This is a genomic window from Halosimplex aquaticum (assembly GCF_028747785.1).
Taxonomy (GTDB): Archaea; Halobacteriota; Halobacteria; order Halobacteriales; family Haloarculaceae; genus Halosimplex; species Halosimplex aquaticum.
Genome location: NZ_CP118158.1, coordinates 378,491 through 392,488, shown reverse-complemented (window position 1 = coordinate 392,488; position 13,998 = coordinate 378,491). Strand labels below are relative to the sequence as shown.

Below are 13,998 nucleotides of genomic sequence, written 5' to 3'. Positions count from 1 at the left end.
CAGCACCGCGAACAGGGTGAAAGCCCCGACGCGTTCGACCCGTCCCGGACGACGCAAGCACCGCAGGCCGAAGGCCGAGGAGCGCAGCGAGGCCCGGACGGTCGAACGCGTCGCCCCTTTCATACCCACCCGCACAGACTGGCCGAACAGCCGACACGGGTGGGAATGAAAGGGGCAGCCTGCTTCGGGAAGCACGGCGTCGCAAGCACTGCAGGGAGCGCAGCGACCGAAGCGCGCAGCAAGCCGCGCGACCGAAGCAGGCCGGGGCTTTCACGCTATTGGCGGTCAGCACATCTACGGCGGTAGCGGTCACAGACTTCGGGGCAGAACAGTGTACTCCCCGAACGACCGTTAGAACTCAGTCTCCTCGAACGCCCCAGGCGAGGCCGAGGTAGCCGAGGCCGAACTCCTCGAAGCCGTGCGCGGGGCAGTTCGAGTACACCGCGTCGCGCGCGGTGGCGACGCGCCGCTCCAGGCTCTCCGACGGCGACTCGCGGCCGTCGCCGGGCGCCGCCGCGCGGACGAACGCGCGGAAGCCGAGGTTCAGGGGCGCGGCCACGCGGCGGTCGGAGCGGCCGGCGTTCAACAGCGCGATCCGCCCGCCGGGCACGAGCATGTCGATCCAGCGCTCGACGGCGGGACGGGGGTCGGCGAACATCCCGACGACGAACGTCGCGAGGACTGCGTCGACCGGGCCGTCGACGGGGGGCCGTCGCGCGTCCGCGCGAGCGAGGTGGACGTTCCGCCAGCCGGCGCGGTCGATCCGTTCGCTCGCGCGGCGCAGCATGCCGCGGGTCAGGTCGACGCCCACGACCCGCCCGTCCGGACCGACGCGGTCGCGCAGGTACGAGAAGTTCGCGCCGGTGCCACAGCCCATCTCGACGACGGTGTCGCCGGAGTCGAGGCCCAGCGCGTCGGCGGCGCGCTCGCGCCAGGAGCCGACGCCGGGGGCGGTCGCGAGCCAGTCGTAGAACCGCGCCCAGCGACCGTAGAACGACTGCGTGGCGCCGACGTCGTCGGGCATTATAGCTCCCGGACGACCCGCGCTGCCGTCGGTCCGTCGGTCGCCAGCACGTAGACGATCGGTTCGACGCCGAACCCGCCGGTCTGATAGAGCACGTCGGCGTCGGGCGACTCCGCGAGCGCGTCGGCGATGGCCGGCTCCAGGTCGCCCTCGGCGTCGAACTCCACGGCGGTGTAGCCCGCGTCGGTCAACGCCTCGACGATCTCCGCGTCGTAGCGGACGTTCAGGGCCGCGCGGGCGTCGCTGCCGCCGGCGCGGGCAGCGAGCAGGACGCTCGCGACGTGCTCGCTGACGCCGAACTCGGGGTCGGCCGGGACGGCCGTCGTCCCTTCGAGGTCGAGGATGCGGCCGGGGACGGCGGCCACGTCCTCGATGCCGTCGGCGTCGGGCAGGCACTCGACGAGGTTCGACCCGACGGCGGGGATCAGGCCCGGGAAGTCGTCCGTGTTTTCGAGGATGCGGACGCCGCGGCGGAGCGAGGCGAGCACCTCCTCGGCGGCGCGGACGGTGCTCTCGGGGTCGTGGATGGCGAAGCGGTCGTCGCCGTACTCCGCGAGGCCGGGCATCTCCTCCTCGTGGAGTTGCGCGAGCAGCCCGTCGCGTTCGAGCCGGCGGACGAACACCTCGGCCTCGACGAGCGCCTGGACGCGGCTCATCTCGCCGCTGGCCAGTCCCTCGGCGAGGCGCTCGACCAGTTCGCGCAGCCGCCGGTCGCCGAGGAGGCGGTCGTTGCGCTCGACCTCGCCGTGGACGTACTTCGAGACGGCGCTCTGGCTGATGCCGAGGTGTTCGGCGACCTCGCTCTGGGTCAGCCCCCGCTCGCGCAGCGCCTCGGCGAGCATCGAGCGGAACGTCGGCAGGAACTCCTCGACGACGAGTTCCTCGATGAACTTCACGCCGACCACCTCGCTCGCCGGGGGGTCGTGTCGCCGGTCGCTCCCGCGCGGGTCGTCGCCGCAGTTCGGTCGTGGACCATCGCCCTACTGGTCGCCCCCGAACTCGCGGTCGCCCTGGATCTTCGAGGCCTGCGGCCCGGACTGGTCCTGGTACTTCGAGCCGCGCTCCTCGCCGTAGGGGCGGTCCGCGGGCGTCTTCAGCTCCGTGAACGTGAGCTGTGAGATGCGCATGCCGGGCGTGAGCGCAACCGGTGCGGTTCCGAGGTTCGACAGTTCGAGAGTGATGTGACCCTGGAATCCGGGGTCGCACAGACCGGCGGTGGCGTGGACGACGATGGCGAGCCGGCCCAGCGAGGAGCGCCCCTCGACGTGGGCGATGAGGTCGTCCGGGATGCGGACGCGCTCGTAGGTCGTGCCGAGGACGAAGTCGCCGGGGTGGAGGATGAACTCGTCGTCCCCCTCGACGACGGTCTCCTCGACGTACTCGTCGACTTCGTTCTCGCTGTTGGGGTGGATGCAGGGGATGTTGGCGTGCTGGAACTCCAGGAACTCCCGCCCGAGGCGCAGGTCGACGCTGGCGGGCTGGATCTGGATGTCCGGGTCGTCGAGCGGTTCGACCACCAGATCCCCTTCTTCCAGGCGCCGCAGGATGTCCGCGTCCGACAGTATCATACAGGTTTCTCTGCCCGCTCGGGGTAAAACATCACGGTTGTCAGCGGCTCCCCGAGCGGAGGTCGACCGCGTCCGAGTGGGGCGGATCGGCGGCTACGTTCGGGTGAGCGCTCGCGCCTTGCGCGGCCAGTCGGTCAGCGAGACGTAGTAGCCCGCGAACAGGCAGTAGACGACCACGGCCGGGCCGAGGAAGTTGCGCCAGCCGGCGACCCAGATGCCCATCGCCGTGACGACCACCGCGACCAGCGGCGTCCCCCACAGCACGAGCAGGTCCCACTGCTCGCGGGCCGCGGCCGCGCCGATCCCCAGCGCGGCGAGGACCAGCAGCGGCGTGAGCGTGAGGCCGGCCCGCAGCGCGTGCCCGGTGGACCACCCGGGCATGACCGGCGAGAAGAACCACAGGCCGCGCAGGACCGCGATGGCGACGACGTGTTCGGCGTTGGCGACGAAGAAGTCGACGACGCCGCTCGCGGAGGCGGGGGTGTAGTCGTAGACGAACCGGTCTGGCGTGATGATGATCCCCTTCCGCCAGTGGTAGAGCATCGATCCCTTCGCCCAGCCGAACTGCAGGCGGTAGGCGATGGCCGCGGCGAAGCCGGCGACGAGCGCGAAGTTCACCTTCGCGGGGAACCCCAGGTTCAGCCGGTGGTCGCTGGTCGACGGCAGGAGGTCGTACAGGAAGTACGCGGCGACGATCGGCAGGCCGTTGGGCCGGACGAGCGCGGCGAATCCGAGGGTTCCGAGGGCGAGCACGCGGTTTCGCGTCGTCGGCGTCGTGTGGTAGTGGGCGAGGCGCCACAGCGCCAGCGCGAGGGCGAACGTCAGCATGAACTCCGACTGCGGGCGGACGGCCCAGCGGTACACCTCCCACTGGACGGCGAGCGCGCCGCCGGCGACGATTCCCGCGGAGCGTCCGACGAGGTGACGAGCCGTCGCGTAGACGAGGACACAGGACAGCGCCGAGAGGCCGATCTGGACGCCGACCCAGCCGTGGACGTACTCGCCCGTGGCGCGCAGCCAGCCGCAGTAGGGGAGCCAGTAGCCGGAGTAGACCAGCGCGCGTGTGCCGAAGAGCGTCCCGAGCGAGAACTCGTTGCACCACGTCACGTAGCGGGTGGCGTCCCGGACGACCATGGTGCCCTTGTTCGACCAGACCCACGCCCGCAGGACGAGCGCGACGAGGAAGACGAGCGCGGCGTCCCGTTGCCAGGTTCTGTCGGGGAGCGCGTCGGAGAGAGCAGCCGCGACGCTGGAGCGGCGGAGGACCATGAGTAGCGTGGGCGACTCCCGCCTCCCATGAAAACCTTGTTTCTGCTATCGCATGGTCGGCGACTTCTCGGGGACGAACCGCCCGACTCGAACGGGGTTCAATCGCCGTCGGTGCGCGTTTCGCGCCGACCGAGGTGACCGGTGTGTTCGTCGAGCAGGATCGACGCGTGCGAGGGCTCGGCGACGGGGTCGACCGGTTCGTCGTTCTCGAAGAGCCCCCACTCGGCGTCGATGCGGCGGGCCGCCGCGACCGTCTCGGCCACGTCGAGGTCGCCCTCGCCGAACATGACGAACTCGCCGGAGTCGAAGTCCATGTCCTTGAGGTGGACGAGCGAGACGCGGTCGCCGATGTCGCCGAGCAGCGCCGCCGGGTCGACGCCGCCGACGCCCGCCCAGCCCGCGTCGACCTCGAACCGAACGGCGTCGGTCGCGTCGACGAGCGCCTCGTAGCCGGTCGTCTCGCCCAGGTCCGTGAACTCGTGGTCGTGGTTGTGGTAGTGGAGTCGGAGCCCGCGGTCGGCGAGGCGGTCCGCGGCGGCGTCGAGCCGTTCGGCGGTCGACTCGACGGCCTCGCGGGTCTCGAAGTGCTCGGGGTCGATCCACATGACGACCACGTTGTCCGTGTCGAAGCCCTCGCACGCCGCGACGTGGGCGTCGAGGTCGTCGTCGAGCGCGTCGAGCCCGGAGCCGACGCTCGACACGGCGAGGTCGCTGGCGTCGAGCGCCTCGTGGACCGCGTCGGTGTTCGCGTCGGGGCCGAGTTCGACCCCCTCGTAGCCGGCGCGGGCGATCCGGCCGAGTTTGGCGGGGAGCGGTTCGTCGATAGCGCTGATCGTGTAGGGCTGGATTCCGATCCGCATCGTCCCCACTGCCGCCGCGAGCGGCAAGGTCGTTACGGCTCTCGTGGTCCGTCAGGAGGTCGCGGAGGGCGGCGAGCATGGGACGGCCGGAGAGCCGTCACTGGAGCGACAAGTACTTCGCGGTTCGACCGTGGGAATCCACGCGAGCGATGAAAAGGCAGATACGCGCCCCCGCCGTCGGTCGAGCCATGAAGCAGGCCATCGTCGCCCGGGCGGACCTCGGGATGGGTGAGGGGAAACTCGCCGCGCAGGTCGCCCACGCCTCCCTCATGGCCGTCGAGGACGCCGACCGGCAGGCGAAGAACGAGTGGAAGGGCAGCGGCCAGAAGAAGGTCGTCCTGCAGGCCGACAGCGAGTCCCAGCTGTTCGAACTCGCCGACGAGGCCGAACGGGAGGGCCTCCCCCACGCCGTCGTCCGCGACGCCGGCCACACGCAACTGGAACCCGGCACCGCCAGCGCGCTCGCCGTCGGTCCCGCCCGCGACGACCTCGTCGACAAGGTGACCGGCGACCTCTCGCTCTACTGAGACCATCTTTTTCGCCGGGGGGTCGCCGCAGGCGACCCCCGACCAAAAACATGGGTGAAAAAAGCCGGACGCGGCGGTCGCTCCGCTCCCTTGCGTCCGGGGGACCGCGCCTCGCTTCGCTCGGCGCGGATGCAAAGACCGTAGAGTGGAACCGGACAACCGCGATACGAGCCACCCCGAAACCACAGAAAGGTTCTTATATCCGAGCCCCTAACTTGATGTTAGTCACGCTGACTCAGTGACGCACACTATGCAGGATCAGAATCAGCAGGCGTACGACCGCGGGATGACGATCTTCTCGCCGGACGGGCGCCTCTACCAGGTCGAGTACGCCCGGGAAGCGATCAAGCGCGGGACGGCGAGCGTCGGCGTTCGGACGACCGACGGCGTCGTGCTCGCGGCGGACCGGCAGGTTCGCTCCCCGCTCGTCGAGGAACAGAGCATCGAGAAACTCCACCGCATCGACGACCACATCGCGGTCGCGAGCGCCGGCCACGTCGCCGACGCGCGACAGCTGATCGACTTCGCCCGCGAGCAGGCGCAGGTCAACCGCCTGCGCTACGACGAACCGATCGGCGTCGAGGCGCTGGCCAAGGAAGTGACCGACTACATCCAGCGCCACACCCAGAGCGGCGGCGTCCGCCCGTTCGGGACGGCGCTGGCCATCGGCGGCGTCGACCCCGACGGCACGCCGAAGCTCTTCGAGACCGACCCCTCGGGGACGCCCTACGAGTGGCAGGCGACCACCATCGGCGGCAACCGCGAGACCCTCATGAGCTTCCTCGAAGACGAGTACCGCGGGGACCTGGATCTGGAGGGCGGGATCACGCTCGCGCTCGAGACGCTCGCCCAGAGCAACGAGGACATCGACCCCGAAGCGGTCGAAGTGAGCGTCGTCGACACGGAGACGCACCGCGTCCGCTCGCTTGAGGCCGAGGAGATCGACTCCCACCTCGCGGAGTTCGGAGGTGAGGGCGATGAGTAGATTCACCGACCCCCTGACCGGCGCCGACGCGATCGGCGACCCGACCGCGCCCGAACTCGACGCGGGACAGTTCGACGGCGCGGGCGGCGACGCGCAGGCGCGCGACGACGACTCGGTCAACAAGACCGGGACGACCACGGTCGGCATCTCGACCGAGGACGGCGTCGTCGTGGCGACGGACATGCGCGCCTCGCTGGGCGGTCGCTTCGTCTCGAACAAGTCCGTCCAGAAGGTCGAGCAGATCCACCCGACCGGCGTGCTGACGCTCGTTGGCTCCGTGGGCGGCGCACAGTCGTTCATCCGGACGCTCCGCTCGGAGGCCGACCTCTACGAGGTCCGGAAGGGCGAGCCCATCAGCATGCACGCGCTGGCGACGCTGGCGGGCAACTTCGCCCGCGGCGGCCCGTGGTTCGCCATCAACCCGATCCTCGGCGGCGTCGACGAGGACGGCTCGCACGTCTACTCCATCGACCCCGCGGGCGGCGTCATGAAGGACGACTACACGGTCACCGGCTCCGGGATGCAACTCGCTCACGGGGCTATCGAGGGCGTGTACGACCGCGAGATGAGCCTCGACGACGCCCGCGATCTGGCGGTTCGGGCGGTCGAGGCGGCCAGCGAGCGCGACACCGGCTCCGGCAACGGCGTCTACGTGGCGACTGTCACCGGCGACGGCGTCGAGATAGAGAACTTCGACGAGACCGAAGACGCGTACGCCCAGCGGTAGGGCGACGGGTCTCCGCGGTCGGTCGACCGACCGCGCTCAGTTGTTGAGGAAGTAGACCTGTTTTCGCGCGTCGTGGAAGCTGTGTCGCGACCCGACCAGCTCCTCGTCTTCGAGTCTGTTCAGCGCGTAGCGGACGGTCCGGTCCGGCAGCAGCGACTCCTCGGCTAGCTGTCCCTGCGACAGCGGCGCGTCGGTCTCCAGCACTTTCGCCACCAGCTTCGCGCTCGGGGGGAGTTCGCGCAGGCGCTCGCGGAACTCCGCCTCGCCCAGCCGCTCGTCCGCGTTCGGCTCGTCTATGGTCGTACTCATGCCTGAGCTTCTCTTGAGGGTACTGGTAAAAGTTGGCTATATGGATGACCAAATTGTCCAAAGCGTATAAGGTGCCCTTGTATTTTCGGACGTACTCCGAGTAGATCGTCGCACAGCGGCACGTTCGGCGGGCCGGCCCCAGACGGTCGGCCACCGACCGAGGCCTTTCGGCCCTGGGGGCCGTCGATCGGGTATGACGTCCATCCCGGAGTCGTACCACGACCTGTTCGAGAAACAGACGTTCGCGCACTTCGCGACGATGACGCCCGAAGGCTTCCCGCACGTCACGCCCGTCTGGATCGACTACGACCCGGAGGCCGACCGGGTGCTCGTCAACACGGCGCGGGGCCGGCGGAAAGAGCGCAACGTCGGCCGGAACCCGAAGGTCGGCGTGAGCATGGTCGATCCCGAGGACCCCTATCGCTACTGCTCGGTGACGGGCGAAGTGACGGCGCTGACCGAGGAGGGCGCCAGAGACCACATCGACGAACTCGCCGGCCGGTACATGGGCGTCGACGAGTACCCGAACTACGACGCCGACCCGGGCGCTCGCGTCATCGTCGAGATCCGGCCGGGGGAGGTCTACACGTCCTGACGGCCGTTCGGGCCCGCAACCGTACGGCGCGACCGCTTTCAGTACTCTTTTGGTCCCACACGGGGGAAATTCCCGTATCGTGAAGGGCAAGGAGTGGTACCAGCAGGAAACTGTCGTCGAGTCCTACGAGGACAAGCGCTTCTCCCGCGGTGGGGGCCGGCTCACCGACCAGCTGGAGAAGGAAGCGGTCGGGGAGGCGCTCGCGCCCGTCGGAGACAAGAAGATCCTCGAGATCGCCTGCGGCACCGGTCGGTTCTCGGTGATGCTGGCCCAGCAGGGCGCGGACGTCGTCGGACTCGACATCTCGGCGCCGATGCTCGGGGAGGGCCGCGCGAAGGCGCGAGAGGCCGGCGTCGACGACCACCTGGAGTTCATGCGCGGCGACGCCGCGCGGCTCCCGTTCCCCGACGACCACTTCGACGCCGTCTTCGCCATCCGATTCTTCCACCTCGCGGACACCCCCGAGGAGTACCTCCGCGAGATGGCTCGCGTCTCCAAGCGCCAGGTCGTCTTCGAGACCTACAATCGCTCTTCGGGACGGTCGCTGTACAACTGGGCGCTCCCGATGGGCTCGCGGCTCTACTCGCGCCGCGAGGTCGACGGCATGCTCGACGCCGCGAAGCTCCGCCTCGTCGACGAGACCCACGAGTTCGTCGTCCCCTTCGGCCTCTACCGCAAGCTCCCCGGCGGCGTCGCGAAGGCGTTCCGCCGGGTCGAAGAGGCGGTCGACCGCACGCCGCTGGGCGACCGCCTGGCCTCTATCTCCTACTGGAACGCGACCGTCGAGTGACGGCCGCTCGCGCGGTTGGCGGCTGACGGGCGTGTCAGCCACCCCGTTTGTCCCACGACTTTTATACGCGTCGAGTCTGCTACGGTCTGTATGCAGCTCTCGGTGGTGGTCCCGACGCTCGACGGCCGGGAGCAACTCGCCCGGACGCTCGACGCGCTGGCCGACCACGTGCCCGCGGCCGAGATCGTGGTCGTGAACGGCCCCTCGACCGACGGGACGACCGGGATGGTCCGCGAGCGCGACGACGTGGACGTGCTCGTCGAGGTCGCCGACCGGACCGTCACGGCCGCGCGCAACGCCGGCATCGAACAGACCACCGGCGACGTCGTCGCGCTCGTCGACCAGGGGCTGTCGGTCACCGACGAGTGGTACGACGCGCTCACGGACGAACTAGACGGGGCCGACGTCGTGTCCGGCCCGGTCCACGAGCAGCTCCGCGGCGGCATGACGACCGAGGAGGTCGAGTCCGACGCGCTCGCCGGGCGGGAGATCACCTACTTCAACGGCGGTAACGTGGCCTTCTCGCGCTCGGCGCTCGACGCGCTCGACGGCTTCGACGAGTACCTCGAGATCGGCAGCGCCCGCGACGGCGCCCATCGCCTCGCCGCGATGGACTTCTCGGTGACGTGGGCGCCGGGGATGGGCGTCGCCCGCGAGGTGGGCGCCGACGGCGGCGGCCCGGAGACCGACCCCGGCTGGAAGTACCGCTCGCTGGCCTACCGCCTCGTGAAGAACTACGGCGTCCGCCCGCGCGTGGCCGCGCGACTGGTCGCCTACGCCGGCCGCGACGCGCTCGGCTCGCTCCGGGACGTCGCGCGCGGCGACGCCACCCCGTCGGGCTGGCTCGGCACCGGCCGCGACGTGATCTCGGGACTCACTATCGGATCGAAAGACGGCGCCTGGGCGCGACTGCTCGACCGATCCACGCGGCGCAATCCCTACGGACGGTCGGCCCGCTCTGACCGGCCGGTCGCCGTCTACGACCGCCGATAACCGTTCTCCTGGCTCGTGCCTGCGACGACTCGCGCGACCAGCGACCGCTACGGGCCGCCCGCCGGCGAGAGCGCGTCGAAGACGCGCCCGGGGTTGTTCGAGAAGACCTTCCGCATCGCGTCTTCGGGCACGTCCAGCGTGAGGACCTCCATGACCGCGACGTTGGGGTGGGCGGCGGGCGACCCGCTGCCGAACAGCACGCGGTCGGGGTGCTCCCGGATCGCCCGTTCGAGGGGGTCGCGGTAGCGGACGAAACTCGTGTCGAGGTACAGCGACGTCGAGCGGTCGAGCAGGTCGATGCTCGTCGCCATCAGTTCGCGGTCGAGCGGGTGCCCGCCGAAGTGCGCGAGCACGACCGGGAAGTCGTACTGGAGGAGCGTCGCCTCGACGGCGTCCGGGCCGAACCCGCGGCCGCCGTGGACGATGACGGGCAGTCCCGCCTCGGCCAACTGTTCGAGGACCTCCTCGTCGGGGAGGCCGTCGCGCGCGGGGTGGAGTTTGAACCCGACGAAACGGTCGTCGTAGGCGTACTGCTCGACGTCTGCGGGGGAGGTGTGGTCGTCGGTGCGGTGGGCGGTGAGGTTACGTAGCGTCGCCACGGGCGTGTCCGCGGGGTCGCGGGCGCCGTTGATCCGGGCGACGGCCACGAACGGCCGGCCGACGCTCATCCGCGCGACGGCGTTGTTGGCGGCGAGGTAGTTGCCGTCGCGCCCGCTGGGAAAGACCAGCGACCGCACCACGCCCGCCTGGTGCATCTCCCGCTCCAGCCGTTCGGGGTCGCCCAGCCCCTCGCGCTGCCGCCGGTCCTCGTCCGGCTCGAGGCGCGCGTGCACGTCGACCACCCGGAACCCGTGCTCCAACTCCAGCATTCACCCTACCATGTGCGTAGCTGGTTAAAACGGTTGTCGGAGCGAGCGAGGTGACGGTCGGGACCGGCATCCGGATCCGGTGACGCCCACGAGTCCGCTCGCCGCTTTCTCGCGTCCGAATACGACGGCGACGCCCCGGCCACGCTCATCCTATATAAACGCTTCCCGCGCCTTCGAGTGGGGGCACCTGCCACACCGCTGGCGGTCGTTCCGGGTCCGGCTTGGAAAATTTTATATAGAACCGCTTACGATGAATTAGATGAAACTCAACCATGTCATCTGGCCAGCGACGCATGGGTGGACAGCCGATGTTCATCCTCAACGAGGACAGTGATCGCACGCAGGGCAAGGACGCCCAGAGCTCCAACATCACCGCCGGGAAGGCCGTCAGCGAGGCGGTACGGACCACACTCGGTCCCCGCGGGATGGACAAGATGCTCGTCTCGGACAGCGGCGACGTCGTCATCACGAACGACGGCGCCACCATCCTGGACGAGATGGACATCGAACACCCGGCCGCGCAGATGATCTCCGAGGTCGCCGAGACCCAGGAGAGCGAGGTCGGCGACGGCACCACCACCGCGGCGGTGCTCTCGGGCGAGCTCCTCTCGCAGGCCGAGGACCTCCTCGACGACGACGTCCACCCGACGACCATCGTCGAGGGGTACTACCAGGCGCTCTCGCTGGCCCACGAGGCCATCGACGAGGTCACGCTCGACGAGGAACTCGACGACGAGCTCCTCGAGACCGTCGCTCGCTCCAGCATGACGGGCAAGGGCACCGGCGACGTCTCCGCCGAGCGCCTCGCCGAGGTCGTCGTCGACGCCGTCCGCCGCGTCGACGACGACGACGGCGTCTCCCGCGACAACATCGCGGTCTACACGCAGACGGGCTCGTCCTCGTCGGCGACCCGACTCGTCGACGGCGTCCTCATCGACGAGGAGCCGGTCCACGACAACATGCCCCGGAACTTCCAGGACCCGCAGATCGCCTTCGTCGACGACGACATCGAGGTCCGTGAGGCCAACATCGACGCCGAGTACAACGTCTCCAGCGTCGACGACCTCAACACCGCCATCGAGGCCGAGGAGAACGAGCTGCGCGGCTACGCCGAGCACGTCATCGACCTGGGCGTCGACGTGCTGTTCGTCGACGGCGACGTCGCCGACCAGGTCGCCGCCATCCTCGCGAAGAACGACGTCGCCGCCTTCGAGGTCGGCGACGACGAGGGCGAGGAACTCGCCTACGCGACCGGCCTCTCCCGCGCCGCGGGCGTCCAGGAACTCGAAGCCGACGACCTGGGCTCGGCCGGTTCGATCTCCGTCGAGAAGTACGGCGACGAGTACGTCACCTTCGTCGAGGACGGCGACGCCGGCCAGTCCGTCACCGTCTTCGCCCGCGGTGGCACCGAGCACGTCACCGACGAGCTCGAACGCGTCCTCGGCGACGCGCTCGACGTCGTGACGGCCGCCCTCGACAAGGGCGGCGTCGTCCCCGGCGCCGGCGCCACCGAGATCGCGGTCGCCGACTACATCCGCAGCGAGGCCGCCAGCATCGAGGGCCGCAAGCAGCTCGCCGTCGAGGCGTTCGCCGACGCCGTCGACGTGCTGCCGCGCACGCTCGCGGAGAACACCGGCATGGACCCCATTGACGCGCTGGTCGACCTGCGCGCCGAACACGAGACCGAAGGCATCGCCGGCATCATCTCCGAGGGCCAGACCGGCGTCATCGACGACCCGATCGAGCTGGCCGTGCTCGACCCGGCCGCCGTCAAGCACGAGGCCGTCGAGAGCGCCGCCGAGGCCGCGACGATGATCGTCCGCATCGACGACGTCATCTCCGCGAGCTAAGCCCGCTCGGACCGCCGATCGCGCAGTACACGACCGCTTCTTTTTCCGCAGCGTTCCCGCGTCGACCCGCGGGTCTCGCGATGGGACGACGGACCGGCGGATCCGACGGGCGACCGAAGCGACGCTGAATCCGGTCTCGCGCTCGGTCACTGTCTTCCGTCCGCTGGGAGCGACCGAATCGGAGTCTCGCTCCCGGTAGTCGAGCCGGCGTCACCTTCAACCGGCGGAAACCCGAACGTCGACCCAATCGTGCCCGATGAGCAGCTCGGCCTGACCGAGAGCGTCTCGATCGCGCTCGGCGGGATGATCGGCGGCGGCATCTACGCCGTGCTGGGCGTGGTCACGGGGATCGCGGGCGCGGCTACCTGGGCGGCGTTCGCACTGGCCGGCGTCGTCGCGGCCTGCGCCGGCTACTCCTACAACGCGCTCAACGACGTCGACGACGAGAACCAGGGCGGGTCCGTCTCCTTCGTCCAGTCGTTCGTCGGCAACGCGACGCTGGCCGGAATGGTCGGCTGGACGCTGCTGTTCGGCTACGTCGGCTCGATGGCGATGTACGCCTTCGCGTTCGGCGAGTTCACCGTGGCGCTCGGGGCCGTCCCCGACTCGCTGGGATCGGTCCCGCTGCGCCCGGTCGTGTCCGTCGGCGCGGTCGCCGGGTTCGTCGGGCTCAACCTGCTGGGTGCGCAGGCGACCGGTACGGCCGAGAACGTCCTCGTCGCGCTGAAGGTGGGCGTCCTCGTGACGTTCGGCGTGGCCGGCGTGATCTACGTCGGCCTCGGGACCGACGCCGCGTCGCTCTCGCTGGGTCTGTCGCAGTTGACGACGTTCGACCCGATCGTCGCCGCCGCGGTGTCGTTCGTGGCGTTCCAGGGCTGGCAACTGCTGTTCTACGACCAGGAGAGCATCGCCGACCCCGTCGAGACGATCCGGACGGCGGTGTACGTCGCGATCCCGGTCGCCGTCGGCATCTACGCGCTGGTCGCGGTCGCGACGGTCGCCCTGGCGCCGCAGGCGCTGCGGGCACACCCACACACCGCGCTCGTCCAGGCGGCCGGCGCCGTCGCCGCGCCGGTCGGCCTCCGCCGGGCGGGCGCGTTCGCCATCTCGGCCTCGGCGCTGTTCTCGACCGGGTCCGCGATCAACGCGACGCTGTTCTCGACGGGCTACTTCGCGAAGGGGATGCTGTCGGCGGACCTGCTGCCCGACCGCGTCGGCGATTCCAGCGCCAGCGGGATCCCGACGCGGACGCTGGTCGGCCTCGGTGCGGTCACCGCCGTCTTCGCGGCCGTCGGGAGCCTCGGCGGGATCACCTCTTTCGCCTCGGTCGCGTTCATCGTCGTCTTCGGGGCGATGAGCGCCCTGGCGCTCCGGGAGCGCGACCGCGAGCGGATCGACCCGCGGCCGCCCGCAGTCGGTCTCGCCGGGACGACCGCGTTCCTGCCGCTGCTGTTCTGGCACCTGTACGCGAACGAGCGGAACACGTTCTACGTGGTGCTGGTCATCTCGGTCGTCGTCCTCGGCGTCGAGTTGCTGTACTTCGAACGAGAGGCCATCAGGGATGAGATCGAGGCGGTCGAACGGGACGTCCTGGGAGACTCCTCCCGGTAGGTCGCCGATCGCCGGTAGGCT

15 protein-coding genes are annotated in these 13,998 nt (G+C 69.9%); 8 read left to right on the top strand and 7 right to left on the bottom strand.

Annotated elements, in window-relative coordinates:
• Window positions 1-358: 358 nt before the first annotated feature.
• From PSC72_RS01920 to PSC72_RS01900, 5 genes are all read right to left on the bottom strand, one after another.
• Entirely contained in the window at window positions 359-1,024 is a 666-nt protein-coding gene (locus tag PSC72_RS01920; RefSeq protein WP_274324209.1) for a class I SAM-dependent methyltransferase, read from the bottom strand.
• Window positions 1,024-1,920, bottom strand: a complete 897-nt coding sequence (locus PSC72_RS01915; RefSeq protein WP_274324208.1) for a thiamine-phosphate synthase family protein — start codon at window positions 1,918-1,920, stop codon at window positions 1,024-1,026. The genes PSC72_RS01920 and PSC72_RS01915 overlap by 1 nt, the downstream gene beginning before the upstream one ends.
• An 84-nt stretch (window positions 1,921-2,004) precedes the next feature.
• Window positions 2,005-2,592, bottom strand: a complete 588-nt coding sequence (gene dcd, locus PSC72_RS01910; RefSeq protein ID WP_274324207.1) for a dCTP deaminase — start codon at window positions 2,590-2,592, stop codon at window positions 2,005-2,007.
• Window positions 2,593-2,685: 93 nt separating this feature from the next.
• Complete coding sequence (locus PSC72_RS01905; protein ID WP_274324206.1) at window positions 2,686-3,861, bottom strand: glycosyltransferase family 39 protein; 1,176 nt, start codon at window positions 3,859-3,861, stop codon at window positions 2,686-2,688.
• A 98-nt stretch (window positions 3,862-3,959) separates the two neighbouring features.
• A complete protein-coding gene (locus tag PSC72_RS01900) occupies window positions 3,960-4,721 on the bottom strand; it encodes a sugar phosphate isomerase/epimerase family protein (RefSeq protein ID WP_274324205.1) in 762 nt (253 codons plus the stop codon).
• Window positions 4,722-4,909: 188 nt separating this feature from the next.
• Here PSC72_RS01900 and pth2 point away from each other — a divergent pair, with 188 nt between their 5' ends.
• The 3 genes from pth2 (at window position 4,910) to psmB (ending at window position 6,960) form a co-directional block, all read left to right on the top strand.
• Window positions 4,910-5,248, top strand: a complete 339-nt coding sequence (pth2, locus tag PSC72_RS01895; protein WP_274324204.1) for a peptidyl-tRNA hydrolase Pth2 — start codon at window positions 4,910-4,912, stop codon at window positions 5,246-5,248.
• Between the two features lie 250 nt (window positions 5,249-5,498).
• Complete coding sequence (psmA, locus tag PSC72_RS01890) at window positions 5,499-6,233, top strand: archaeal proteasome endopeptidase complex subunit alpha (RefSeq protein ID WP_274324203.1); 735 nt, start codon at window positions 5,499-5,501, stop codon at window positions 6,231-6,233.
• Entirely contained in the window at window positions 6,226-6,960 is a 735-nt protein-coding gene (gene psmB, locus PSC72_RS01885; RefSeq protein ID WP_274324202.1) for an archaeal proteasome endopeptidase complex subunit beta, read from the top strand. Before psmA ends, psmB begins: the two co-directional genes overlap by 8 nt.
• Window positions 6,961-6,996: 36 nt before the next feature.
• Here psmB and PSC72_RS01880 read toward each other — a convergent pair whose 3' ends face one another.
• Complete coding sequence (locus PSC72_RS01880; protein ID WP_274324201.1) at window positions 6,997-7,269, bottom strand: MarR family transcriptional regulator; 273 nt, start codon at window positions 7,267-7,269, stop codon at window positions 6,997-6,999.
• Between the two features lie 193 nt (window positions 7,270-7,462).
• Between PSC72_RS01880 and PSC72_RS01875 the strand changes: the two genes are divergently transcribed.
• From PSC72_RS01875 to PSC72_RS01865, 3 genes are all read left to right on the top strand, one after another.
• Window positions 7,463-7,864, top strand: a complete 402-nt coding sequence (locus PSC72_RS01875; protein WP_274324200.1) for a PPOX class F420-dependent oxidoreductase — start codon at window positions 7,463-7,465, stop codon at window positions 7,862-7,864.
• 79 nt (window positions 7,865-7,943) lie between these two features.
• Window positions 7,944-8,654, top strand: a complete 711-nt coding sequence (locus PSC72_RS01870; RefSeq protein ID WP_274324199.1) for a class I SAM-dependent methyltransferase — start codon at window positions 7,944-7,946, stop codon at window positions 8,652-8,654.
• A gap of 90 nt (window positions 8,655-8,744) precedes the next feature.
• A complete protein-coding gene (locus tag PSC72_RS01865; protein ID WP_274324198.1) occupies window positions 8,745-9,647 on the top strand; it encodes a glycosyltransferase family 2 protein in 903 nt (300 codons plus the stop codon).
• A gap of 47 nt (window positions 9,648-9,694) precedes the next feature.
• On the opposite strand, the gene PSC72_RS01860 is transcribed toward PSC72_RS01865, so the two are convergent.
• Window positions 9,695-10,516 (bottom strand): amidohydrolase family protein, encoded by an 822-nt coding sequence (locus tag PSC72_RS01860; protein ID WP_274324197.1) that lies wholly within the window; start codon window positions 10,514-10,516, stop codon window positions 9,695-9,697.
• Between the two features lie 293 nt (window positions 10,517-10,809).
• Between PSC72_RS01860 and thsA the strand changes: the two genes are divergently transcribed.
• Both thsA and PSC72_RS01850 read left to right on the top strand, forming a co-directional pair.
• The gene (gene thsA, locus PSC72_RS01855) at window positions 10,810-12,366 is read left to right on the top strand and encodes a thermosome subunit alpha (RefSeq protein ID WP_274326233.1); all 1,557 of its coding nucleotides are present in this window, start codon (window positions 10,810-10,812) and stop codon (window positions 12,364-12,366) included.
• Between the two features lie 249 nt (window positions 12,367-12,615).
• Window positions 12,616-13,977 carry an APC family permease gene (locus PSC72_RS01850; protein ID WP_274324196.1) on the top strand — a complete coding sequence of 454 codons (1,362 nt, stop codon included), beginning with the start codon at window positions 12,616-12,618 and terminating at the stop codon, window positions 13,975-13,977.
• Window positions 13,978-13,998: the final 21 nt, after the last annotated feature.

What these genes read in the sequence shown, in the direction of transcription:
- pth2 (WP_274324204.1), top strand. Translation starts at nt 4,910, where the DNA reads ATGAAGCAGGCCATCGTCGCCCGGGCGGACCTCGGGATGGGTGAGGGG.
- PSC72_RS01880 (WP_274324201.1), bottom strand. Translation starts at nt 7,269, where the DNA reads ATGAGTACGACCATAGACGAGCCGAACGCGGACGAGCGGCTGGGCGAG.
- PSC72_RS01875 (WP_274324200.1), top strand. Translation starts at nt 7,463, where the DNA reads ATGACGTCCATCCCGGAGTCGTACCACGACCTGTTCGAGAAACAGACG.
- PSC72_RS01920 (WP_274324209.1), bottom strand. Translation starts at nt 1,024, where the DNA reads ATGCCCGACGACGTCGGCGCCACGCAGTCGTTCTACGGTCGCTGGGCG.
- thsA (WP_274326233.1), top strand. Translation starts at nt 10,810, where the DNA reads ATGGGTGGACAGCCGATGTTCATCCTCAACGAGGACAGTGATCGCACG.
- PSC72_RS01900 (WP_274324205.1), bottom strand. Translation starts at nt 4,721, where the DNA reads ATGCGGATCGGAATCCAGCCCTACACGATCAGCGCTATCGACGAACCG.
- PSC72_RS01905 (WP_274324206.1), bottom strand. Translation starts at nt 3,861, where the DNA reads ATGGTCCTCCGCCGCTCCAGCGTCGCGGCTGCTCTCTCCGACGCGCTC.
- psmA (WP_274324203.1), top strand. Translation starts at nt 5,499, where the DNA reads ATGCAGGATCAGAATCAGCAGGCGTACGACCGCGGGATGACGATCTTC.
- dcd (WP_274324207.1), bottom strand. Translation starts at nt 2,592, where the DNA reads ATGATACTGTCGGACGCGGACATCCTGCGGCGCCTGGAAGAAGGGGAT.
- PSC72_RS01865 (WP_274324198.1), top strand. Translation starts at nt 8,745, where the DNA reads ATGCAGCTCTCGGTGGTGGTCCCGACGCTCGACGGCCGGGAGCAACTC.
- psmB (WP_274324202.1), top strand. Translation starts at nt 6,226, where the DNA reads ATGAGTAGATTCACCGACCCCCTGACCGGCGCCGACGCGATCGGCGAC.
- PSC72_RS01860 (WP_274324197.1), bottom strand. Translation starts at nt 10,516, where the DNA reads ATGCTGGAGTTGGAGCACGGGTTCCGGGTGGTCGACGTGCACGCGCGC.